The organism is Jilunia laotingensis (assembly GCF_014385165.1).
Lineage (GTDB): Bacteria > Bacteroidota > Bacteroidia > Bacteroidales > Bacteroidaceae > Bacteroides > Bacteroides laotingensis.
On sequence record NZ_JACRTF010000001.1, the window covers coordinates 1493732 to 1519612 of the forward strand.

General features: G+C 36.8%; 18 protein-coding genes. 8 read left to right on the forward strand and 10 right to left on the reverse strand.

From position 1 onward, the window contains the following. Positions 1-282: 282 nt before the first annotated feature. Complete coding sequence (locus tag H8744_RS05740; RefSeq protein ID WP_262433927.1) at positions 283-3108, forward strand: M6 family metalloprotease domain-containing protein; 2826 nt, start codon at positions 283-285, stop codon at positions 3106-3108. A gap of 126 nt (positions 3109-3234) precedes the next feature. On the opposite strand, the gene rbr is transcribed toward H8744_RS05740, so the two are convergent. After that, positions 3235-3813: a rubrerythrin gene (gene rbr, locus H8744_RS05745; protein WP_262433928.1), complete on the reverse strand. Its 579-nt coding sequence runs from the start codon at positions 3811-3813 to the stop codon at positions 3235-3237. A gap of 272 nt (positions 3814-4085) precedes the next feature. Here rbr and H8744_RS05750 point away from each other — a divergent pair, with 272 nt between their 5' ends. Continuing rightward, positions 4086-5771, forward strand: coding sequence for a SulP family inorganic anion transporter (locus tag H8744_RS05750; RefSeq protein WP_262433929.1), 1686 nt, complete (start codon positions 4086-4088; stop codon positions 5769-5771). Between the two features lie 85 nt (positions 5772-5856). Here the strand turns inward: H8744_RS05750 and H8744_RS05755 are convergent, their stop codons facing one another. Both H8744_RS05755 and H8744_RS05760 read right to left on the reverse strand, forming a co-directional pair. Beyond that, positions 5857-6630, reverse strand: a complete 774-nt coding sequence (locus H8744_RS05755; RefSeq protein WP_305067448.1) for a radical SAM protein — start codon at positions 6628-6630, stop codon at positions 5857-5859. A gap of 302 nt (positions 6631-6932) precedes the next feature. Further along, entirely contained in the window at positions 6933-8960 is a 2028-nt protein-coding gene (locus H8744_RS05760; protein ID WP_262433931.1) for a helix-hairpin-helix domain-containing protein, read from the reverse strand. Positions 8961-9056: 96 nt separating this feature from the next. On the opposite strand from H8744_RS05760, the gene H8744_RS05765 reads away from it, so the two are divergent. Next, the gene (locus H8744_RS05765) at positions 9057-9662 is read left to right on the forward strand and encodes a DUF4294 domain-containing protein (RefSeq protein WP_262433932.1); all 606 of its coding nucleotides are present in this window, start codon (positions 9057-9059) and stop codon (positions 9660-9662) included. Between the two features lie 73 nt (positions 9663-9735). On the opposite strand, the gene H8744_RS05770 is transcribed toward H8744_RS05765, so the two are convergent. After that, positions 9736-10278: an RNA methyltransferase gene (locus tag H8744_RS05770; RefSeq protein WP_305067449.1), complete on the reverse strand. Its 543-nt coding sequence runs from the start codon at positions 10276-10278 to the stop codon at positions 9736-9738. 465 nt (positions 10279-10743) lie between these two features. Between H8744_RS05770 and nadA the strand changes: the two genes are divergently transcribed. Both nadA and H8744_RS05780 read left to right on the forward strand, forming a co-directional pair. Further along, on the forward strand, positions 10744-11682 hold the full coding sequence (nadA, locus tag H8744_RS05775; RefSeq protein ID WP_262433934.1) for a quinolinate synthase NadA: 939 nt from the start codon (positions 10744-10746) through the stop codon (positions 11680-11682). An 84-nt stretch (positions 11683-11766) separates the two neighbouring features. Then, a complete protein-coding gene (locus H8744_RS05780; RefSeq protein ID WP_262433935.1) occupies positions 11767-12369 on the forward strand; it encodes a CotH kinase family protein in 603 nt (200 codons plus the stop codon). A gap of 103 nt (positions 12370-12472) precedes the next feature. Here H8744_RS05780 and H8744_RS05785 read toward each other — a convergent pair whose 3' ends face one another. From H8744_RS05785 to H8744_RS05795, 3 genes are all read right to left on the reverse strand, one after another. Further along, a complete protein-coding gene (locus H8744_RS05785; RefSeq protein ID WP_262433936.1) occupies positions 12473-13546 on the reverse strand; it encodes an acyltransferase family protein in 1074 nt (357 codons plus the stop codon). Then, positions 13543-15849, reverse strand: coding sequence for a type IX secretion system anionic LPS delivery protein PorZ (gene porZ / locus H8744_RS05790; protein WP_262433937.1), 2307 nt, complete (start codon positions 15847-15849; stop codon positions 13543-13545). Before porZ ends, H8744_RS05785 begins: the two co-directional genes overlap by 4 nt. Before the next feature lie 68 nt (positions 15850-15917). Next, a complete protein-coding gene (locus tag H8744_RS05795) occupies positions 15918-16502 on the reverse strand; it encodes a non-canonical purine NTP diphosphatase (protein ID WP_262433938.1) in 585 nt (194 codons plus the stop codon). Positions 16503-16674: 172 nt separating this feature from the next. On the opposite strand from H8744_RS05795, the gene H8744_RS05800 reads away from it, so the two are divergent. After that, the gene (locus H8744_RS05800) at positions 16675-17937 is read left to right on the forward strand and encodes a tail fiber domain-containing protein (protein WP_262433939.1); all 1263 of its coding nucleotides are present in this window, start codon (positions 16675-16677) and stop codon (positions 17935-17937) included. Positions 17938-18140: 203 nt separating this feature from the next. On the opposite strand, the gene H8744_RS05805 is transcribed toward H8744_RS05800, so the two are convergent. Beyond that, on the reverse strand, positions 18141-18590 hold the full coding sequence (locus H8744_RS05805; RefSeq protein WP_262433940.1) for a hypothetical protein: 450 nt from the start codon (positions 18588-18590) through the stop codon (positions 18141-18143). Here H8744_RS05805 and H8744_RS05810 point away from each other — a divergent pair. Together H8744_RS05810 and H8744_RS05815 are read left to right on the forward strand one after the other, a co-directional pair. Next, complete coding sequence (locus tag H8744_RS05810) at positions 18571-20310, forward strand: C25 family cysteine peptidase (RefSeq protein WP_262433941.1); 1740 nt, start codon at positions 18571-18573, stop codon at positions 20308-20310. The two genes, H8744_RS05805 and H8744_RS05810, sit on opposite strands and share 20 nt — an antisense overlap. Positions 20311-20314: 4 nt before the next feature. Next, positions 20315-21634, forward strand: a complete 1320-nt coding sequence (locus H8744_RS05815) for a hypothetical protein (RefSeq protein WP_262433942.1) — start codon at positions 20315-20317, stop codon at positions 21632-21634. A gap of 61 nt (positions 21635-21695) precedes the next feature. Here the strand turns inward: H8744_RS05815 and H8744_RS05820 are convergent, their stop codons facing one another. After that, positions 21696-22613: a YitT family protein gene (locus H8744_RS05820; protein WP_262433943.1), complete on the reverse strand. Its 918-nt coding sequence runs from the start codon at positions 22611-22613 to the stop codon at positions 21696-21698. An 18-nt stretch (positions 22614-22631) separates the two neighbouring features. Beyond that, positions 22632-25463, reverse strand: a complete 2832-nt coding sequence (leuS, locus tag H8744_RS05825; protein WP_305067346.1) for a leucine--tRNA ligase — start codon at positions 25461-25463, stop codon at positions 22632-22634. Positions 25464-25881 lie beyond the last annotated feature (418 nt).

The following is a 25881-nucleotide window of genomic DNA, read 5'->3' on the forward strand; positions in this document are numbered from 1 at the left end:
TTTAAAGAATTATTCAATTCATCTTCATGAAAGGTATTTTGCAAATATATTAATAATAATTATAAAAAACAAATTTATTCCTATCTATTTTGATAAATAAAAGATAGAAATAAAAAATAAAAAGGAAATAGTAATTTATACATATAATAAAAACAAGGTAAAATGTAAAATATTTTATATACAAAAAACAGATTTATGTTATACAACAGATTTGATATTAGCTTTAAATTGCTTAATTTCGTATATTAATTCCTATAAATATCCACCAATATTGATATTAATATGAAAAAATCCTTTCTTACCCTTTTATTTGCAGTGGTAATCTTTTTAGATTATTCGTATGCTGTTCCGGCAAAGCCAACACCAATGACCGTATCTCTTCCTGATGGAACTACTCTTACCGTACGTCTCTTTGGTGATGAATCTTCACATTATTACACCACCTTGGATCATTACCTTTTGATTCAAGACCAAAATGGTTACTTCTATTATGCTGAGAGTATTCAGGAAAACAAACTCCAGCAATCCCCATACAGAGTAAAAGACATTTCCAAACGCACACCGGAAGAAAATAAGTTTCTAGCTACTATCGACAAAAAGCAGTTACTTTCTTTACAACAACAGCAAGACTCGAAGAAGTTGCAGAAGATGCCATCGCGCAGAGTGGTACAAAAAGCTACCTACCCAACCACCGGTACACAAAAAGGCTTGGTTATCTTGGTGGAATATTCCAATAATAAATTCACAATAAATAATCCACAAGAAGCCTTCAATAAGCTATTAAATGAAAAAGATTATAGTGAAAACGGAGGTACAGGAAGCGCACGTGACTTCTTCATGGCAAGTTCCAATGACCAGTTTAAACCGGAATTTGATGTATATGGACCGGTAAAACTATCCCGCCCCATGAGCTATTACGGAGGAAATGACATTTCAGGAAATGATAAAGCGCCCGAAGAAATGGTCATCGAAGCCTGCCAACTGTTGGATGATGAAATAGACTTTACAGAATATGACCGGGATAACGACGGTCAAATAGATAATGTATACGTTTTCTATGCCGGATATGGTGAAGCTACAGGTGGAGGAGCTAATACTGTGTGGCCACATTCTTGGGATATCTATGACGGAGCCGGTAAGACAGTCATGCTCGATGGAATACAATTAAACCACTATGCCTGCTCCAATGAATTGGATACAGGAAACAATATGACTGGCATAGGTACATTCTGCCATGAGTTTTCCCATGTTCTGGGATTACCCGATTTATATGCTACCACTTACACCTATTCATTTACTCCAGGTTCCTGGTCACTGATGGATAGCGGCTCTTATAATAACGACAGTAGAACACCACCCTACCTATCTGTTTATGAACGATATGCATTAGGTTGGCTCACTCCGAAAGAGATCGGTGACCCTGCCAACATCAAACTCGACAATATTTCAAAAAATACTGGCTACATAATCAAAACATATAATGAAAACGAATATTTTCTGTTAGAAAACAGGCAACAGGAAGGTTGGGATAAGTATATTCCCGGACATGGTATGTTGATATGGCACATCGATTATAATGAAACGGTATGGAATCGTAATGTTGTAAACAATACACCTTCCCACCAATATGTAGATATTGAAGAAGCAGACAATAAACAGACCGAAACAACAAGAGCCGGTGACACTTTTCCAGGCACAAAAAAAATCACCTCTTTCACTGACGATACTTCTCCAAATATGAGAACCTGGAAAGGAATCAAACAGGATAAACCCATTACCGAAATCGAAGAAAAAAACGGAATAATCTATTTCAAAATAAGTGGTGGTAAAGAGGATCTACCAACTACTAAAGCGTTACCTGCTACTGACATCACACCGAGTTCATTCATCGCTCACTGGGAAAAGAGTGAAATTGCTACCAGCTACGCAATCGATGTATATACCATAAATGAGACAAGTTCAGGAAAGATAACGATGAACTATGTAGACGGTTATCAGGAAAATAATGTAGGCAATGTAGAATCATGTCTCGTAGAAGGTTTAGAACCGGCAACAGAATACAGATATGTAATCCGCGTCTACGATGAAACAGGTGAAAGCCCTACTTCCAACGAAATTATAGTAATTACAGATGATCCGACCTTCGACTTTCTCGCTCCAAAAGCTCTGGAAGCCACTGCTATCAAAACTACATCTTTTGAGGCCCAATGGGAGGCTATGGAAGAAGCTCAGAACTACCTGTTATATGTTTATACTAAAGAATTAGGAGATCCCCTTTCAACAACTATCGATTTTACCGGTGGAATAACGGAACTCCCAACAGGATGGAAAACGAATTGCAAATCTACCTATGGCTCTGCAAACAATTCGGGAAAAGCGATCCCTTCTTTACGTTTCTCGCAGGACTATAATTACATAGAGTCACCTGTAATGGAAGAAAATATTCGCAACATCAGTTTCTGGTATCGTGGAATAGACGCAGATGAAGAGAGCCAGATCATTTTAAGCGGATATGTCAACAAAAATTGGATTGGTCTGGATACCATATCTCCAATCAGCAATAAAGAGGGAGGTATTCTGGCAGAGTGGAAAGAACATACTGCAAAAGCAATTCCTAACGGATGTAAGGCTATGCGTATTACTTACAAAATGGTTGGAACCGGATCACTCGCTGTTGACGATATCACAATAGATTACGGCGGAGAAGTATTTATCCTTCCACTGAAAGGTTATGAAGGAAAAGAGGTAGGAAATACTGTTTCCTGGTTAGTGGAACAACTGGAAAGCGAAAAAGAATATTTCTATGCAGTGACAGCCTTCAATGGTGAAGTATATTCTAAAAAATCCAATGAAATAGCAGTAAGTACACTTTCGGACATTATGGGAATCAAACCGACTTCCGACAATGGCATTTCAGTCTATATGGAAAATTCGGAACTGATAGTTACATCGGATAATCCGGACTTGTCATCTCTTTATATTTTAGATGTACAAGGCCACATACTCGAAAAGAAAACAATTACACTCGGAACTTATCGGTTCCCGATTACTGACAGAGGAATATATATTGTCCGGATTGGCAGTAGAACATATAAAGTAATCAGATAGCCCTGATAAGAAAGGTAACTGAAAAATACACAAAACAAGAAATCGCCCTTATTACAATATTGTAATAAGGGCGATTTTATAAGATGGCTTTTACAGCCTCTCTCCTTATCAAAGGAAATTATGTGATTAATAATTCTGCTTCTTCACTTCGAAGTAAGCTTGCGGATGCAGACATGCCGGACATACTTCAGGAGCTTCTTTACCAATAGTAATATAACCGCAGTTGCGACATTGCCATACCACTTCACCTTCTTTAGCAAATACGGCAGCATTTTCAATGTTGTTTACAAAAGCACGGTATCTTTCTTCATGTCCCTTTTCAGCAACTGAGATATTGCGATACATAGCAGCAATTTCATAAAAACCTTCTTTCTCGGCAACATCAGCAAAGTGAGGATAATCCTGTGACCATTCTTCGTGTTCACCGGCTGCAGCTTCCAGCAAATTATTAAGAGTGGTGCTGATGACACCGGCAGGATAACTGGCAGTGATTTCTACCATTCCACCTTCCAGATACTTAAACATACGTTTTGCATGTTCTTTTTCTTGGTCGGCTGTTTCAGTAAAAATAGCAGCAATTTGTTCATAACCTTCTTTCTTAGCTACACTTGCATAATAAGTGTAACGCATTCTTGCTTGTGATTCACCTGCAAATGATGTCAGCAGATTCTTTTCTGTCTGAGTTCCTTTAATACTTGTAGCCATAATAGTTTTATATTTAATAAATTAGTCGTTATTACGCATCATGTCGTTATTTAATAACACAAATATACGCGATTTGTTCAAAGAACCGGAATATTTATATATAAATTAATTCTATCAGATCATCGATAAAATCTATCGGAAACAAATAACATGCTTAAAAACAGCTTTATTTGATATATTATATGTAATTTTGCAACCTCTACTTTACAAAAGACCGATTTTATAATAAAATTAGGTCTATGATACATTAAATAATTAGTCTTTATATTGAAATGAAACTTTTTGAATTTAAACCGGTATTATTCACTACACTGAAAGGATACACAAAAGAAACATTCATGGCCGATCTTATGGCAGGTATCATCGTAGGTATCGTCGCACTGCCTCTCGCCATTGCATTTGGTATAGCCTCGGGAGTTTCACCGGAAAAAGGAATCATCACGGCTATCATCGCTGGTTTTATTATTTCGCTTTTGGGAGGAAGTAAGGTACAAATCGGAGGTCCTACCGGAGCATTTATCGTCATTATCTACGGCATCATACAGCAATATGGGGAAGCAGGATTGATCGTAGCTACCTTGATGGCAGGGGTGATACTGGTGCTTTTGGGAGTTTTCAAGCTGGGTGCAGTCATCAAATTTATCCCTTATCCCATTATCGTGGGATTTACCAGTGGTATTGCAGTCACCATTTTCACCACTCAAATTGCTGATATCTTCGGATTAAACTTCGGAGGTGAAAAAGTACCCGGTGATTTTATTGGAAAATGGTTAATATATTTTCGTTACTTCGATACAGTCAACTGGTGGAATGTGATAGTGAGTATTGTAAGTGTTTTCATAATTGCCGTTACTCCCCGATTCTCAAAAAAAATACCGGGTTCGCTCATCGCCATCATCGTGGTGACTTTAGCAGTGTATCTGATGAAAATTTACGGAGGAATCGATTGTATCGACACCATTGGTGACCGTTTTACTATCAAATCCGAACTGCCCGATGCAACTGTTCCCTCTTTGAATTGGGAGGCCATTAAGAATCTTTTTCCCGTAGCCATTACAATTGCTGTATTAGGAGCTATCGAATCATTACTCTCCGCTACAGTGGCCGATGGTGTGACAGGCGACCGTCATGACTCCAATATGGAGTTGATTGCACAAGGAGCTGCCAACATCATAACTCCTCTGTTTGGCGGAATCCCCGCTACAGGTGCCATTGCCCGTACCATGACAAATATCAATAACGGTGGAAAAACTCCGGTTGCAGGCATAATTCACGCAATCGTCCTTTTGCTCATACTGTTATTCTTTATGCCTTTGGCACAATACATTCCTATGGCGTGTCTAGCAGGTGTATTAGTAATTGTTTCCTATAACATGAGTGGATGGCGGACGTTTAAGGCTCTGCTGAACAATCCGAAACCGGACGTAGCCGTATTGCTCATCACTTTCTTCCTAACCGTAGTTTTCGACCTGACAATCGCTATCGAAGTAGGGCTGGTTATTGCCTGCGTATTGTTTATGAAACGGGTAATGGAAACAACCAAGATATCGGTTATTACTGATGAAATCGATCCGAATTCAGAGTCGGACATTGCGGTTCATCAAGAACATCTTGCCATTCCGAAAGGAGTAGAAGTATATGAAATCAACGGTCCTTATTTCTTTGGTATTGCAACCCAGTTTGAGCAAGTCATGTCACAATTGGGCGATCGACCGGAAGTACGTATTATCCGTATGCGCAGAGTTCCATTCATCGACTCGACTGGTATTCATAATTTAAGCAACCTTTGCCAGATGTCACAGAAGGAGAAAATTACTATCGTGCTATCGGGTGTGAATGAAAATGTACACAAAGCACTGGAGAAAGCCGGTTTCTATGAATTACTTGGTAAAGAAAATATCTGCCCAAATATCAATATAGCAATAGAAAGGGCAAAAAAAATAATAGATAAAAAGTAATACAAAATGGCACATAGAAGAAGTATTTGAAACTTTTTCTATGTGCCATTTTGTACCAATCTATTGGCAGAAAGTTATATTATAATCAATAAGAAACACTTACCGGAATTCCCGTTTCTTTTACCAAAGTTGCAATCCTATCTAACTCTTCATGAGAAGCTTTCTGTAAATCATGATCTGGTGTCTCACGATCAATTGTATAAATCATCACTTGCCGAGGAGTTATTGCTTTCACCGCTTCCAACCAAGGGAGAACATATTTATCCGAAGTATTATCTACTTCCTTATCTAGATAATTGCCTTTCATAAACATAGTTTGAATGATGCAGTTCCCCTTAAATTCTTTTAAAAGCTCGATTATTTCGGATACGGAATATTTCCCTGCCGGACGGTCTACCAAATGGATATAATTTTCATCGACCGTATCAAGTTTCAATATATTATTGTCTACCTTATTCAATGCTTCGAATACAGACGGGCGATGTATAAAAGTAGAATTGCTCAACACACTCACTTTTGCTTCCGGAAAGTATTTATCACGAAGCAGTAATGTATCTTCAATAATTTCCGGAAAGTGAGGATGTGCCGTCGGTTCGCCATTTCCCGCAAAAGTCAGAACATCGGGTGACGGACCATTCACTTTCATATCTTTTAGTCTTACTTCCAAAGCTTCACGTACTTCTTCACGTGTTGGTAATGCTTTCGTAGGACGATGATCGGTATTAAAACCGCACTCACAATATATGCAATCGAACGAACATACTTTGCCATCAGAAGGCAAAAGATTTATTCCCAATGATACTCCCAAACGGCGGGAATGGACTGGTCCGAAAATAGGAGATGGATAAATGACAGTCATTATAAACTCTTTCAATTTAATGAATATAAAAACTTGAAAGTATGACAAAAGTTAAAACCACAGTTTCAATTTTCCTCCAAAAAGGAATAAATGATAACTTTTGACACGTCTTCATTAACTTATTCAAAAGTACGAATATATTTTTAGATACCTATATCTATTTCAAGAAAAAAAGGTTCAGAGACAAGAATCAGATAGCGAATGTCGGTTATGAAACAATTAGTGAAAAACGCTTTCTATCAATTCCATCATGCTGACAAATGAAAGGTTCCTGATAAATATTTTTCCTTAAAACATAAACTCTAAAATTTTAATCGTAATTGCATCTGCAAGTCAGCTTTTCTATTTCCCTCTATCCTATCATTTCCGGAGCCAATTGCATTACGGTCATAATAAATTGTCTGTCCAAATTTACATATAATCATCCAATGGGAATTTATATCATATCGTAAATTAGCCATCCATCGGATACCTTCACCTTGAAAAGAAGGAGTATAAAATGTATAAAGTAACCCCTTCTCTGCCACAAATACACGCGAATCATAATCATCTGTATGGAAATAGTTCCCTTGAACTTCGGCTCTTAACGGAAAATACGGAAATTGTACGGAAACCATTTGGCTAAACTGATACCCTTGGCTGGGAGGTTTTCGGAAAGCATGAAAATGATTATAATCAACCGTTGTACGAAAAGCAAACATATCTCCTGGCAGAAAATTCAACCGATAACGTAATCGGTGTTGATAAATTGGCAAGATAACCGATCCGTTTGTACCGGAATTATCCCTTTCTTTCCGTTTATAACGATAACTCAGATACATGTTTGCAACTTTACAAGGAGAAAAAGTAGTTTTCAACAAGAGATCCATACCCTGTGAAGGTTTACTAATTCTGTATCGCCACCAAGGAAAAGAGAAGAAATCGACAGAAGCAAAAAAGATCCAATGACGAAAAGGTGCTGCCTCCATCGCCAAATACCAACCGTTCTCATTCTGAACACTGCTTCCTTCACCAAACGAACGGGCAAACATCGCCCAGTAATCATAGGAGTAGTACCGGTGTATTAATAGCAATTGCATTCCCTGAACAGGTGAATATTGCAAACGATTCAAAGTAGCCAACCCCTTTTTCCCGATTGCTGTTTCACCTTGAAACATAAAACGATGCCAACGATACCCATAATCCAATCCCACATTGTAAAAACGATTTCCATGAAGATTATATTTGGCATATTCCCTCAACTCCGGTTCAAAAGGGTGGTTAAAAACATAATAAATACCTGTCAATCCAAGTTTTAACCGGTTATTAACATAGGAAATATTACCTCCGGTTAGTTGCAATGAAAAGACATTTTTCTTATCAGCTTCCTTTTCATTTCGATGCAGCCCAGTTTTATAAATTGTGGTGATTTCATTCTCTTCCATCGTCCCGTCCATACACCGATATGAATAAAATCCGGATAATAACACTCCTTTAATCAACTTTACGGTAGAAGCTATCCCTCGAAAATAGTTATACTCATCCGTGGAAGCATGTTTCCTAATACCTCCGTTCCTGAAAGAAGAAGAAACCAAAGAAGAACTTTTACCAACAAGAAAATCGGTACTCACCACCAAACCTTGTCCGAAACTTAAACGATAATTCCCTAATGCAAGGGTTTTCAACCGACCGAAATCACGTATCAACAGGTAATAAGAATAATAATCATATCCCTGTTTATTGTGCAAAGCAGCAAATGGTTCACCGGAATCTTTTTCACCCGTAATGCCTGCATATACTTGTTCTCCATAGCGAAAACCATAGCGCAGAGAGTGATACATAGAAGGTCCGAGATATGAATTTTCATATCCTTTCCGGGTATAAAAAGGTATGTCCAAACGTGTTAATATTTCCTGTTTTCCGTATTTGAACATATCTCTCAACCGGAATATCTCCTTCTTTTTAACAGATTGTACACAAACAAAAGGCAGTAGTAACCGGATTGTCTTATAATCCATCTCCTCCACCAACTGGAGTTCATAGACCGTTTGCATTTGTCCGTGAATATATACATAAGCCAATAAATTTTCAACTTGAAGATCGGTAAGGAAAGGTAACTGTTCCAACTGTTCTTTTGTTGCAGAATTCAGGTTGATAGGTTGACTGATTCGTTCGGAAAGTTCTTCTATCTCATTTTCCCAGTTTATCTCTTTCTCATTTTCGTTATTAACAGCTATATCCTCTATTACTCCCTCTAAAAAATCTGTAGAAGGGGTTTGTGCGTTATTAACAGGGATTATCAACAGAAGGTTAATAACAGAAATAAGACGTAAAATCGACGTGTTCTTCATTTAATTTTACTTTGGACAACTCACGAAGATACTTTAAATAGGTTAACACTGCAAGGAATTAAATAAATAATAAAATATTCTCGTAATTTTGCATCCATGAATACGAGACTTAACATAGTAATTACTACCTTGTTTGCTCTGTTTTTCATTGTTCATTACGGATATGCACAAGAGAAACGGAACATTGGTGGATATTTTGTACCGGTCTGTATTTATGAAGGAGATACCATTCCTTACGTAAATTTACCCATGGTTTATATCTTCAAGCCTCTTAAGTTCAAAAACGACAAAGAACGGATGGAGTATTATAAACTGGTAAGGAACGTCAAAAAGGTGTATCCCATCGCACGGGAAATAAACCGAACCATCCTTGAAACTTATGAATATCTGCAAACTCTACCCAATGAAAAAGCACGCCAGAAACATATCAAGAAGGTAGAAAAGGGACTGAAAGAACAGTATACTCCCCAAATGAAAAAACTCACTTTTGCACAGGGAAAGCTGTTGATAAAACTGGTAGACCGGCAAAGTCACCAAACTTCTTTTGAGCTGGTAAGAGCTTTTATGGGACCGTTCAAGGCTGGTTTCTATCAGACATTTGCAGCACTCTTCGGTGCCAGCCTAAAAAAAGAATATGATCCGCTGGGAGATGACAAACTCACCGAAAGAGTGGTGTTACTGGTGGAGAACGGGCAGATTTAGTTAACTCAAAATGAACAATTAGAGGGGAATGTGCAATTCACTCTCAATTGATGTACATTATTCATCTTGATTCTTAACTCTCCTTTTTCCCTTTTAATTGATTAAACAGTTCCCATATAACAATTCCGGCTGTAACGGAAACATTTAATGAGTGTTTCGTACCATACTGTGGTATTTCAATGCAACCATCCGAATGATCGATCACTTCCTGTTGCACACCTTTCACTTCGTTTCCCATGACAATGGCATATTTCTTAGTCCGATCCAATTCCACCTCATTCAACATAACACTCCCTTGCGCCTGCTCTACGGAATAAACTATATAACCTTCTCTCTGAAGGTTATCAACAGCTTCAACAGCGTTATTAACATACTTCCAATCTACTGTAAATTCCGCACCCAAGGCAGTTTTATGCATTTCCGGATGCGGAGGAGTGGCAGTAATACCGCAAAGATAAATGCATTCGATACGAAAAGCATCCGATGTACGGAACACAGAACCAATATTATGCAAACTCCGAATATCATCCAACACGATTACCAAAGGCAACTTCTCCGCTTCCTTGAATTCCTCCGCACTGATACGGTTTAATTCCGTTATTTTCAATTTCCGCATGTTCATAATTCTATTATTTCTTATCTTTTGCAAAGGTAATTCTTTTCTGTTAACATGCCTGTTTATAACGGTGGAAAACCTGTCAATACTCCCGGCAAAGATTTTGAAAAATATATCTTGCTTTATTCATAAGAAGATATAAGGAATGTGTGAAACGAACAATGCAAAAAAGTTAATATAAACTTTCAATGTATCCTTCAACATATTTTTCAGTACTTATACCCCTATTTATATCCATAAAGTTTTTAACTTTGCACTTTATCAACAGGATGTTAATAGGAAACAAAAAATAGCTTATTATCAGATGATAAACATAATTTTATCCGTTCATAAAAGAATGATAACAGTGAATCGAAGACTAATAACTTATCCAGCAAGGAATACTTCACTTTTTTGCCAACACTATTAACAGGCTATTATCACTAACAAAGAGATTTTTAAAAGAAAAGAGAAAATAAGAATATTATGAATGAACTTATAAAAGCTATAAACGAGCTGAAGAAAGAAAAGAATGCTGCAATTTTGGGGCACTACTACCAGAAGGGTGAAATACAAGATATCGCTGACTTTGTTGGCGACAGTCTGGCACTGGCACAATGGGCTGCCAAAACGGAAGCGGACATCATTGTGATGTGTGGTGTTCACTTTATGGGTGAAACGGCAAAGATACTTTGTCCTGAGAAGAAAGTGCTGGTACCCGATATGAATGCCGGTTGTTCGTTGGCGGACAGTTGCCCGGCAGATAAGTTTGCACAATTTGTCAAAGAGCATCCGGGATATACAGTGATATCTTATGTGAATACGACAGCTGCTGTAAAGGCAGTGACCGATGTAGTCGTTACTTCTACCAATGCGAAACAAATTGTAGAAAGCTTCCCAAAAGATGAGAAAATAATTTTTGGTCCAGATCGTAATTTGGGTAATTATATCAATTCAATTACGAACCGCCAGATGTTGTTATGGGATGGTGCTTGTCACGTACACGAACAGTTTTCAGTTGAAAAGATCCTCGAACTGAAAACCAAATATCCCGATGCCATCATACTTGCACACCCTGAATGTAAAAGTACGGTGTTGAAGTTGGCCGATGTTGTCGGTTCCACCGCTGCCTTATTGAAATATGCAGTGAACAGCAGTGAACAACGATTCATTGTTGCTACCGAATCGGGCATCCTTCATGAGATGCAGAAGAAATGCCCTGAAAAGACATTTATTCCGGCCCCTCCTAACGATAGTACCTGTGCCTGTAATGAATGTAGCTTCATGAGACTAAACACGCTGGAAAAGCTCTATGAATGCCTGAAAAATGAATCCCCGGAAATTCTGGTTGATAAGGAAGTTGCAGATAAAGCAGTCCGACCGATTAGGCGGATGCTGGAGATATCAGAGAAGTTAGGTTTATAACTCTGTAATTACTGAATACTATGAAATACACATTTAATTTGAGAAATCATTTTTTGATGATGATATGTTTGTTGAATTCGCGATTTGCCGGTTAATATTAAAGATCCGGATGAAGAAGTTCTTGTCGCTAAGCAGTTTGATTATATTCGTAATTATCTGAATCAAGTAGAAAGAACTTTATATGCTGATAATTTTTCATTGGACGGTCACTCATATACAGATTATATAGATGTGAACAGTTTTATTGACTGGTGGTTTGTTCATGAATTGACTTTAAATGGTGAACCGCGTTGGCCTAAGAGTAGCTATATGTATAAGGGAAGGAATGGGAAATTATTTGCCGGACCGGTATGGGATTTTGACTGGGGAACGTTTATTCCTGATTGTTTTTCCTATTGTATTAATGGAGCTATTTGGTATAATCGCCTTTTTGATGATCCAACGTTTGTAAACACAGTAAAAAAAAAGTGGACAGAAACCAAAACTCTTTTTGAAAATGTGGTTCAGGAAATAGATAATACTGAAGTTAAAATTAGAAATTCTGATAATATAAATATTCAAATGTGGCCTATCGATCAAAATACTAATGGAGATGAATCTATGGAATTTACTGAGGCAGTCGATCGATTACGGCAATCTTATTTAGATCGAATTTCTTGGCTTAATAGTGCAATAAACAATTTGTAATCTATTAATTTGTTATAAAGGAAAAGAAGGTGTGTCAAAGAACGACACACCTTCATTATATAATAGTATCAATAAGTTCATTTGCTATGCAATATAGTTATGATTACAATAAGCAATCGGAATTTCTTGGAACTCTTTTATAAAATAATTTTTTAGTAATGATTGGCTTTTCTAACCATATCCAAGACAACCAAGAGACGACAATAGTTGATATAAGTGCGAGACAAAATGATATATAGATGTTTTGTTCAGCTATTTTGTAATAAATGATAATTTGAATAATAGGGTAATGATACAAATACATACCATAGGAAATATTATCGTATCTTCTTAAGAAATTCATGTATTTGAAATTGTAAGCTATTCCGATAAGAATAGCGGCAAAAGCTAAAGGTGATAAGCATGAAAGTATAAAATTGGTATCTCGAAATAAAAAGATAACAATAGCTGCTGGAAAAATAAATTTTAGATATTTAATGAAATAGTCAAAATACAGTAGCACAAATGTGCCCGAATAAAAATATATAAGTTGGCTTCCAAATTGTTTTCTAATTAAAAGATACATTTGATTATCAGTTTGTTTGTATAAACTCATGAAGAAATAATCATAGGCAATAGCTAAACTGAAAATAGCCAATATAATTATTAATTTATTGTATTTCTTGAATAGATAATAGATAAATGGAACACTGACATAAAACATTATTTCTACTTTCATTGTCCATAATGAACCATTAACAGCAGTAATTGGATTAGATTCGAATACTCCAGGTAAATTGGGTTGAATGAAATTAAGAAAACCTAGATTTGCTATTAGATATTTATAGGTTTCAGTGTAAGTAAGATAATCCTTTAGATTTAATTTTGTAATGAATATTCCTATTATAAAACTTAGTATAACTACCGAAAAATAAGGTGGAAGTATTCTTCTGACTCTTTTGTCTATGTAATATTTGATACTTTGTTTTTCAATATGGCTATAAAAAATTAAAAAACCACTTATAATAAAAAATGCTCTGACTCCTGTTTCTCCGTTTATAAACCAGAAATATTCTATATTATTTAGAACACAGAAATGTCCTATAAATACTGATATTGTAAAGAAATATCTTATAAAGTCAAAACAGTTATTTTCTTTTAGTAATTCTCTTGAATGTTCACTTAATAAGCTATTCATTTTACAATTAATATTTTGGTTGCTACACTCTGTTTTCCATCTTGATCGGCAGCTAATACGAAATAAATTCCTGAAGGAACTCTGTCTCCTTGTGAGTTGAGTCCATTCCATGTGAATTGTCCTCCGACAGAAGTTCCCGAATATATTAATTTTCCGTTTACATTCGTTATTTTTACATCTGAATCTCTGACTAATCCAGTAACAGTAATAACACCTGTATAATCCGGTTTTACCGGGTTAGGATACGCATATACGTTATCACTGAAGTTCTCTCCTGCTTCTGTTGCATCACTTTGATAAGATACCAATCCCAAACTGGTACCTATAAATACTTCTCCAGTGCGTGGATGAATAGTTATATAGGAAATGCTGTTGGATAATAAAGGACTATTGTCTACTGTAAAATGATGGATTGTTTCTAAACCATCCGGACTTATTAAGTAAACTCCATTACTGTTTGTCCCTATCCATTTACGATTGGCACCATCTATTGCAATAGTTTTTATTATATCGTTCGATAATAGGAAATCGGCTAAGTTGGTACCATCATTTCTTGGTACTTTGATTTGTGTACAATAAAAGTTCTCATCAAAAAATTTCGATGGATTGCTAAATAATAATGGACCATGATTGGTTCCTACCCAGATTGCTCCTTCTTTATCTATCGCCATGCAATAAGTTATATAATCCAGTTTTGTTCCATCCTGATTGATGAATGATTTCATTAATTTATGGTGATCGTCAGTATTATCTTCTAACGTTCCATTCGTATTCAAACAGAATATTCCTGTTTTATCTATAATTCCAGTCGCAGTAGCCCATAACCATCCACGTTGATCGAAGAATATATGTTCAAAGCTTGTGATATTTGTTACTTCTGGATAATGCAGATTGACCCATTTTTTATCAGGTTTTAAAACATGTATCGGATGTTCTGCTTCACAATTCAACATCCATAAATTATTGTCATTATCATAAGTAAGTCCGTTGATACGCACAAAATTTTTGTAATAGTCAGGATTTGTGATTGGGGTCGCTACTTCTAACGGACTGTTATCGTATGTATAATGGTTTATAAATTCATAATCATAAAACTCATATAATCCTTGAGTTACTGATGATGCAAAATGATGTCTGTCATCTGTAGGATCCTGTGCTATAGAACTTATGTTGGAGTAAGACACTCCTGTTTTTTCACTGATTCCTTCTTCTTGGAAATTACTCCATGTATTGTTTTCAAACATCATGATGGTCCCTGGATGGTTATTATTAGTATTACCTCCTCCAGTTATAAACAGGCGTTCGCCTTCAAATTTCATATAGTTTGGTAAATTTCTTTTTGGGCTATCCGGAAGTATGGAAGATACTTTCACTTCCAAGGTGTTCTTAGTTTCATTGTAAGTTAAGCCCATAAGACCGTTTTCCTTGCCGGCAGCCCAATATATTCCATTTTCATAAAAGATATACGGAGCTTTCAATCCGTGATTAAGGTAATGAATTTTGTTTATATTATCAATTATAGCCAATGAATTCTCATTACCTGCTAAAAGCTTATCATTACAAACCTGCATATAGTTGAAATTTCCTCCGGTTAGTTGTGAATAACTATAATTTTGTCTGTTAATAATATAAACTCCACTTGAGGTAATATTTCCTATCAATTCATCATTAAACATTGATATAAACGAATATACCGTATTTGAGACATTTTTCCAATTATTTATATCAAGTAGATTGTCAGTTAATAATCCTGTTAATAATCCGTTAGTAGATGCAGCATATATTTTATTGTCATCAACAGCACATGCATTGATTTTCTTATTAAGAATATATGCATTATTAATTTCTTTTTTCTTTAAGTTTAAAACAACAATTCCAAAGTCAGTAGATAAATAGGCATATTCTTTAGCGAAACTGATATGATTGACCGTTTTGTTTTGAGTCATATTCTTATTCATATAGTCTGGCAGGTTATAGACTTCTTTATCATTTACGATTAAATCGATGTTTGCATTCGAGTATACAACGATTAATGTTTTGTATTCTCGTTGATAAGCTATGTATGAAATATCTGTATCGGTTAACAGATTATTTTTCCAATAGCATTGTATACTTTCGTCTTCTTTATCATAGGAAAATAAATCTCCGTTTCCGACAGCATAAATTAAATTACCGGCAGGTGCAGTTCTTATTACGTTATGATACGACAAGTAATTTTGCCAACTACCTATGGCATGTTGTGCATTTATAGAGGTAGTAAGTATTAAAAAAGTAATGATGGTATAGATTATTTTTCTTTTCATAATGTGAGAAATTAAAAAAGCATATAGACAATCTATATGCTTAGTATAAAAACGCATTTATAACAGGTTTATTGTATGGAAGTGAGGAATTTACAGAGTTTATGAACCGCTTGTGCGCGATGGCTGATCTTATTTTTGATTTCATCGCCAAGCTCTGCAAATGTTTTATCGTATCCTTCCGGAATAAAAATCGGATCATATCCGAAACCAGAATAACCTTGTCTTTCGGCAGTTATTTTTCCATTTACTATTCCTTCAAACAGATATTCCTTTTCATTTAAGATAAGTGAAATAACAGTTCTGAACCGAGCGTTTCTATTAGTCAATCCCTTCATATTGTGAAGTAACTTCAGCATGTTTGCTTCCGAATCGTGATTTTCACCGGCATACCGAGCTGAATATACTCCGGGGGCTCCATTCAATACTTCTACTTCAAGTCCGGTATCATCGGAAAAACAATTCATTCCATAATTGGAATGAATAAATCGTGACTTTAGTAAAGCATTTCCTTCAAGGGTATCGGCAGTCTCAGGAATGTCTGAATGGCAATTTATATCATCTAAGCTAAGAAATTCAATATTGTTTCCGAGAATGGTTGATACTTCTTTTAGTTTATGTGCATTATTAGTTGCAAAAACAAGTTTTTCTTTCATGTAGTTCTACTTTTTGTATGAATAACATACAAATGTACTTATTTTTAGAATTTAAACATCTATTTTTTTATCTAAAAATGAATAGATTCTTCGATATTTAACAGAATTATCTCTGATTTTCAATTATTTATTCTTAAATTTAGAGCAAATTAATCCTTCAAATTGTTTTATTATGAAAGTAAAATTATTACTATTTTTTAGTGCTGTTTTGTTTTGTTTACAAATTAATGCGCAATTGAAAGTCGTTTCTACTGGTAAAGTTGGTGTAAAAACTTACAATCCACAGTATGGTTCTTTACAAATTGGTAAATCCGGAGTTAATAATGGAATAGCTATTTATGATAGTTTGTCTTCTCTTCCTCCACTAAGATTTTATACGTCAGGTAATTATGGATTTTTAAATTTTGGTAATTCACGTCGTGGCATTACGATACGTAATGACGGACGATTGGGAGTAGGAGCTACTTTGAGTACTAGCGAGTCGAGTATAGATGCATTGATAAATCTTTATATTTACCGGTCTAATCCTTGTACCGGTTTGAAAATAACTGCTGATCCCGGATATGATTATGGAGATGTTATTAAAGTTTATTCAAAAAGGCATACTGATATGGCTTATGTTGTGAGAGATTTAAGTACGGGATCGGACTTGATAACATTTTATGTCAACGGAGACGGTAGTATATTTTCAAAAGGAACGTTTCTGACTTCATCCGATGAAAATCTTAAAAGTGATATAGCTGAAATTAGCGGTGGGTTGGATAAAATAAAAAAGATGCAAGGAGTTACCTATAAAATGAAATATCAGGAACAAGATGTGGAAGTTCAGAGCAATGATCTGCAAACAGATTCCTTGGATACTACATCATCTATTCAATCACCGGTATCTGTTGAAATAGCCAATCAGATTAAAGCCGAGAAACAAAGGAAAAAAGCTGGATTTATAGCTCAGGAATTAGAAAAGGTTTTTCCTGAGGCAGTTTATACAACGATAGAAGGTACGAAAGCGATTGCCTATGGAGAAATTATTCCGCTTTTGGTTGAAGCAATAAAAGAACAACAGAGTGAAATTGATGAATTGAAACAGGTATTAAATGCTAAAAATAAAACACGTGCTGCCGATAATGGGGAAAATGAATCGGAAGATGATTCTTTAGACTTGGATGAAAGAGGAATAGCAGCTTTGTATTCTAATATTCCTAATCCCTTTAAAGAAGAAACCAAAATATCTTTTTTTATACCGGAAAAAGCTTCACAAGCTAGCCTTCATATATATAATTTACAGGGTAAGCAAGTGAAACAAATTAATATTTCAGAAAGAGGCAGTAATTCTGTGATCATAAAAGGATATGAATTGAATCCGGGAATGTATATGTATACATTAATTGTAGATGGTAAAGATATAGATACGAAAAAGATGATATTAACCGAATAAAAGTGAGTTATGAAACGATCTATATTCCTTATTGCTTGTATTTTATGCCACATAGGCATACAAGCCCAAATCAGCCATACGGTTGTTTTTGAACCTGATAAACTGATCATTGACAATCAGTTGCAGGAGGACGGTAACAGGTATTCAAACCTGTTGTATGAAGATTGTTCGGTTAACGACAGCGTGGGGGCTCCCTCATTGCCCTATCGTATTCTCCGTTTCATTGTCCCTAACGATCCTGTCTCCTTTTCGATCGATATAAATAGCTCCAATAGTACACAGATCGATCTGCCCGCTCCTCTATTACCGATCCAGGCGCCTGTTCCGACTTCTTTGAATAGTGCAAAGAGTGAGTTCATACCATCTTCTTTTGTCACTTCTGGTGCATATCCCGAGAAGATCGTCCAAATAATTAATGAAGGGTATCTGGACGGTGACAAACGTATCCTGACGGTGAAGGTGACTCCCGTGCAGTATTTAGCCGCCTCCAACTGTTTGCTGTTCCATTCTTCGGTTGGCTTCACAATCAACTCCAATCCTGATAATTTATCATCAAGAAGTTCCGAAAGAAGAATCTCCCCGATTGCTGCTCCTTCCAGGGAGTCTACCGAACTGGTGAAAATGCTTGGTTTTGTGGAGAACAAATCGGACATAAGCAGAATTTTGAATTCCCGTTCACAAGTCCATGCTACCGCTTCAATCCTGAAACTTCCGGCTTATGAATATGTGGTGATCACTTCCCAAAGTTTGGCCCCTTACTTTAAGAGACTGGTCGACTGGAAACGTCAGAAAGGTCTGAATGCGGGCATTGTGACGATGCAGGACATATTGAGTGATGCTTCCATAACGAAAGATGAAGCTTCTAATTTATCCGATGATGCGGGCAAGTTGCGCCAATACTTGAAATTGGCTTATGGCAAAGGAACGAGGTATGTGTTATTGGGAGGAGGAAATGAGTTTGTACCAATTCGATACGGTACCGGATATGAAAATAAATGGGAGGTATTAAATGGCGGAGTAATTGAATTTGAAGGTGCTAAAATACCTTCAGATTTGTATTTCAGTGATCTAAATGGAAATTGGAATAAAGATGGCGATATATATTTAGGAGAAGAATTAGGAGACGCAGTTGATTATGAACCAGAATTGTATGTGGGAAGGTTGTTATGTAAAAATGGATTTGAAATTAATAATTATATAGATAAACTTTTACTTTATGAACAGAATCCGGGAAAGGGAGATGTAGCTTATTTGAAAAAGGCATTTTATACACAGGCAGATCAGATGCAAGAATCTCATCAAGCAGAAAAAATAGCAAATGATTTTAAGAATATCTTTCCAACTTTTAGTTTAATTCAAGAATTACCTAATGGAAAAGATTCATTTCCAACGTTTCCTACGGGTAAAAGTGTAATTAATGCAATGAACAATGAATATTATGGCTTCCTAAGTTGGTACGGTCATGGTGGTCCCAATGCAATAATAGTAAGGTCGAACCAATTGGTTAAAGGAGGGCATTGTTGTTCTATTATTGCTACTGAGGGAGAATATTTAAATCCTTCGATAGTAATAGAACAAGGTAATGGCATCAACAACATGGATAATTTAAATTATCCTTCAATCGCATATACTATAGCATGTACAGTAGCACCTTACGATACGTTTAGGACTAGTTATATCAATTATAATGTGAAATATAATTTGGGAGAAGCTTTAACTATTGCTGGAAAATATGGATGTGTGGCTTTTTTAGGTAATAGCCGTTCTGGATGGGTTAGTGGATCACATGAATTAGAAATAAATTTTGTAGATAAAATAAAGAATAATTTTGTAAAAATCGGTATAGCAGAAGCTTTGTCAAAAGCAGAAAATAAAGAAAGTATGTTTCATTGGTTGGCATTGACACATAATTTAATTGGTTGTCCTGAATTTGAAATATGGACAGATATTCCTTCTAAATTTCAAAATGTTACTGTAACAGAATCATTTGATGGGGTAAAAATAAATACAGGAATTGAAAATGTTAATATTGCTTTAAGAGGACTCTTTAGTGATAATAATGTATTATTTCGAGTAGGACAGACAACTACATTCACAAACTTACCGAAAAATTATGTTTTGACATTTTATAAACATAATTATTTTCCTTATGTCTTTCCTATATATTTACAAAATGAATCAGTTGTTGGTTCACACTATATTAAAGGTAGTAAGATATTTACAGGTAATTCTGTTAATAATTATAAAGGAAGTGGAGATTTTAAGGTTAAATCAGGGTCTAACCTTGTTTTAGAAGTGTCGGATGGTGTTACATTGGATGCCGGAACTGAGATAGAATTAGGTGCTGAATTTGAAATTAAATTAAATAATTAGTGTTATGGATAAGCTATTATTTTTTATTTTATGCTGTATATTTAATGTTTGTCTTTTTGCTCAATCTGATTCTCAAACAGTTGAAGTAAAAACGATTACATTAAGTAATTGTCTGGATAAAACGATAGATCAACGTAATGAGACGTTTTCGTATCATGAAAATGGTTCTAATTTATTTGATATTTCTCATAAGGATATTTTGGTGAATTCTTCTAATAGTACTATAGACGTGGAAGTAAGTTGGTCTAATGATTCCATCTTTATTCGTGAAACGGAAATCACAGACGAAAACGGGATTGATAATAAATGTTTGAAAGATTTATCATATCAAATTCAAGTAGATTTAGATGTAATAAATATCTTTTTGGTTGTAACCTCTGAAGTAAGTTCTCAACCAAACCAAATTTATTATGTATATGGTTATTCTAATTCTTATTTGGATTATTGTTATCCTATTACAGAAAAAACTAGTTATCAATATCAATCTTTTATAATGGATGGTAATTGTGAGTGGATTACAAGTGCCCATTGGGGAATGGACGGGTATAAGACTATAATAAGTGATGTAGACACATTGATTTTAGGGAAAACTTATAAGAAGATTTATGGAAACTTTTGTAGTCAACCTGATGTTAAGAAATATGAAGGTGCTATCCGTGAAGAAGATCAACGGATTTATTTTGTTGGAAAGCCTTATAATGAGAGTTCTGAAACAAAAGAAGAATTGATTTATGATTTCAATTTGATGGTTGGAGATCAAATAGAATATGATGAATATATTTGTGGTAATAGAAAGAAGTTGGAGGTTTTGCATATCGATACTTTGAAAATAGAAGGTATTCTCCGTCGAAAGTTTTATTTCAATGACATAACTTCTGAATATGGATATGTTTATCCAGCAGAAGATGCCTGTACAGAGGGAATAGGTGGAGAATATGTTTTTACTAGGCCTTTTCAAAATTTACCGACAGGTGATATTTCAATGTTACTCAGTGTCCGGCATAATGGTAAATCTCTTTATTGTGATGGTTACAGATGTACTTGTGAATCAATACTTCCTATCTCTGAATATAAATCAATTCCTGCTTATAGGATTCTAGATAATCCGATAAAGGGACGGAAGTTGATTGTTTCTTTTTCAGAAGCCGATTTCATTCGAATGGATATATATGCTTTTAATGGATTATTAGTGTTGACTAAAGATGTGATTGTTCGAAATGGTATTATGGAAATCCCTCTTGAGAATCTTCATGCAGGAAATTATATCATGGTACTTTCTCGCTCAGATAATAGCCGGGAATCTGTGCAGTTTATTGTAGTATGATAAAGTTACAGGCGAGAATAGGAATAAAATTCCTATTCTCGCCTGTAACTTTATTACCTTTTTATTTTACTTTCAACCTGTCGAACCCTTCTCCGTACACTCCGATTACCGAGCTTTGAGAGATGAATGCGTTCGGGTCTATGTCTTTCACCAACCGGAATATTTCCACCGATTGGCGTTTATAAGCGAGTATTATCAATACTTTTACATTGCCTTTACTATACCATCCCGTACCATCGAGTACGGTCACGCCACGATGGGTTTCTTTTGTTATCCGATCGGCTATCTTCTCATATTCTTTCGAAAAGATAAAGAATTGTACGGATTGGCGGGCGCTGTTGACGATATAATCTAATACGAAACCCATGATGAACAGGGTGACAAAACCGAATATGACGCGGCGCCAGTCATTGAAGACAAAATAACAAGAACTGATGATGATGACATCACAAAGCATAACCATACGCCCTAATGTAACATCTTTGTATTTATGGACAATGGCGGCTATGATATCCGTACCACCCGTGCTTCCGTTGCAATTGAATACGATACCTAAACCCAAACCGCATAAGGAGGCTCCTATGAGGCATGCCATAAAGTCTTGGCCTTTGCCTAATACAAGCGGTTTACCGTCCGGGGTCATGTCCGGTGTCACCAGATAGTTGTTTACCAAATATTGGAATAACCACAGGAAGAAAGTCATCATGAAGATGGCATACGTTGTTTTTATGCTAAACCTCGGACCCAGTATCTTGATGGCGAATGTCATCAGGATAGCATTGATAATGAAATATGACCACTGGATAGGAAATCCTGAAGCATAATAAATAATAGCACTGATACCGGTAGTTCCTCCGGTAGTGATCTGGTAAGGAATCAGAAAAAGTCCCCAAGCGAACGAATAACTGATTAATCCCAATGTGATGAACAGATAGTCCCTGACTTCTCTCCTCACTTCAGCTTTGGTAGGTTTATGCATATAAATAAGTATGAGTCGTTATATCACAATGTTTACAATCTTCTTCGGAACTACAATTACTTTTTTCGGTGTTTTGCCTTCTGTCCACTTCTGTGAACGTTCGTCTGCCAGTACGGTTGTCTGTATGGCATCACTTGTTGCATCTGCCGGGAACTCCATGTTGAAGCGTGCTTTTCCATTGAAAGAGATGGTATAGCTTACCACATCTTCTTTTAGGTATTCTTCATTGAAAGCCGGCCATTGTGCATCGCAAACGGAAGTGGTGTTTCCCAGTGTCTCCCATAGTTCTTCGCATACATGTGGAGCAAAGGGAGCCAGAACAATGATTAGCTTCTCGAGTATTTCTTTTTTGCTACATTTCAGGTTGCTGAGTTCGTTGACACAGATCATGAATGCACTGACAGAAGTGTTATATGAGAATTGTTCGATGTCCCCGCTAACTTTCTTTATCAGTTTATGTAGTGCTTTCAGTTCGTCTTTCGTGGCTGGTTCGTTTTTAACGAGATATTCATCGTTGCGGTTGTAGAACAATGACCAGAACTTACGGATGAAGCGATGTACACCGTCGATGCCGTTCGTGTCCCACGGTTTGGATTGTTCCACCGGACCAAGGAACATTTCGTACATGCGAAGTGTGTCGGCTCCGTACTTTTCAACGATCATATCCGGATTGACCACATTGAACATAGATTTACTCATTTTTTCGACAGCCCAGCCACAGATGTATTTACCATCTTCAAGAATGAATTCTGCCGTTTCATATTCGGGACGCCATGCTTTGAAGGCTTCTATGTCGAGAATATCATTGGATACGATGTTCACATCTACATGTATAGGGGTGACTTCGTATTGATCTTTTAAATTCAGTGATACAAATGTATTGGTATCTTTAATGCGGTAAACAAAATTACTGCGTCCCTGAATCATTCCTTGGTTGACAAGTTTTTGGTAGGGCTCTTCAACCGCAGATATATCCAGATCGTGCAGGAATTTGTTCCAGAAACGAGAATAAATCAAATGTCCGGTAGCATGTTCGGTGCCGCCCACATACAGGTCTACGTTTTTCCAATACCGGTCTATAGCAGGAGCAACCAATGCTTCCTCGTTGTGAGGATCCATGTAACGGAGGTAATATGCGGATGATCCGGCAAAGCCGGGCATTGTATTGAGTTCGAGCGGGAAGATGGTAATATGGTCGATCTTCTCGTTTTCTACCACGCATTTGTTCACTGTGTCCCATGCCCATTTGGTAGCATGTCCCAATGGAGGCTCACCGGTTTCAGTAGGCAAGAATTTGTCAATTTCCGGTAATTCGAGCGGCAGACAGGATTCATCGATCACATAAGGCATACCGTCCTTATAGTAGACGGGGAACGGTTCGCCCCAATAACGTTGGCGTGAGAAGATGGCATCCCGGAGGCGGAAGTTAACTTTGACTCGTCCCAGTCCAGTCTCTTTGATATATTCTTTTGTCTTGGCGATGGCTTCTTTTACAGTCAGTCCGTTCAGTACCAGCCCTCCTTCGGGTGTACCGGGACGCGGAGAGTTAATCATAATGCCTTCTTTGGCATCGAAGCTCTCTTCGCTGACATCACATCCTTCTATCAACGGACGAATTTCAAGGCCGAAATGTTTGGCAAAAGCGTAGTCGCGGCTATCATGTGCAGGCACTGCCATGATAGCACCCGTACCGTATCCTGCCAACACGTAATCGCTGATCCATACAGGAATTGCTTCGTTGGTTAACGGATTAATGGCATAGCTTCCTGAGAATACGCCACTGACGCTGCGGTCAGCGATGCGTTCGCGTTCCGTACGTTTTTTGGTACGCTCCAGATAAGCATCGACTTCTGCCTTCTGACCGGGAGTAGTGAGTTGCGCCACCAGCTCGCTTTCCGGTGCAAGCACCATGAATGTAACACCGAATACCGTGTCTGCACGGGTGGTGAAGATGGTAAATTCTACATCCGAGTCTTTTACTTTGAATTTCATTTCGTCCCCTTCCGAGCGTCCGATCCAGTTACGTTGGGTTTCTTTCAGGGAATCTGTCCAGTCTACCGTATCCAGTCCGTCGAGCAGACGCTGGGCATAGGCAGATACTCGTAAACACCACTGGCGCATCACTTTCTGGATCACCGGATAACCGCCACGTTCGCTAACCCCGTCCACTACTTCATCGTTGGCAAGTACTGTGCCGAGCGCAGGACACCAGTTTACCATCGTGTTTCCCAGATAAGCAATCCGGTAATTCATCAGTATTTCCTGTTGCTCTTTTTCACTTTTTGCTTTCCATTCATCGGCAGTGAATGAGAGTTCTTCGCCATGGGCTATGTTAAGACCTTCTGTTCCGATGGTTCCGAAAGCCTCTATCAGCTCTTCGATAGGGCGGGCTTGTTTCTTATCATTGCAGTAATAGCTGTTGAACATTTTGATGAATGCCCATTGTGTCCAGTGATAATAGTCAGGGTCACAGGTACGTATCTCACGGCTCCAGTCGAAACAGAAACCTATTTTATCCAATTGTTCGCGGTAACGGTTGATATTGTTGACAGTCGTAATTGCAGGGTGCTGTCCGGTCTGGATGGCGTATTGTTCGGCAGGCAGGCCGTAAGCGTCATATCCCATCGGGTTCAGAACATTGAAACCTTGCAGGCGTTTGTATCGGGCGTAGATATCCGAAGCAATATATCCCAGCGGATGACCTACATGCAGCCCGGCTCCCGAAGGATAAGGGAACATATTCAGCACATAGAATTTTTGTTTCGATTCATCTTCCTTCACTTGGTAAGTTTTATTGTCCACCCACCGTTTCTGCCATTTCTTTTCAATCTCCCTGAAATTATATTCCATATTGATTTCTTTAGTTATTGTTGAATACTATGTTATGACCTCTATTTAATATAAACGGTGCAAATTTAAAGGTTTATTTTCAGATTTATAGCGTAGTAGTATAAAAAACAATGATTTGTTTGTCTTTTCAATTGCATTATGCCGATAGTCCTTTAAATAGCGGATTTTTTGCGGTATCTATTTCCTGTAAAAGTCATATTTAGTGGCTGAGATATACTCCTGTTTTCGGTATTTCATGAGTCGAAAACTGCTACCCATTGAAAAGATTTTATTTTGCAGGAAAAATAAATGCTTTTACATATTGCTTTTATGAATTTTATTTCTTATCTTTGAGCAATCAAAAAAATGAATCTATAAACACTCTAAAGATAAGATTTCTGACATAAATTCAATAGGTTGAACACAGAGATGTGTTTAA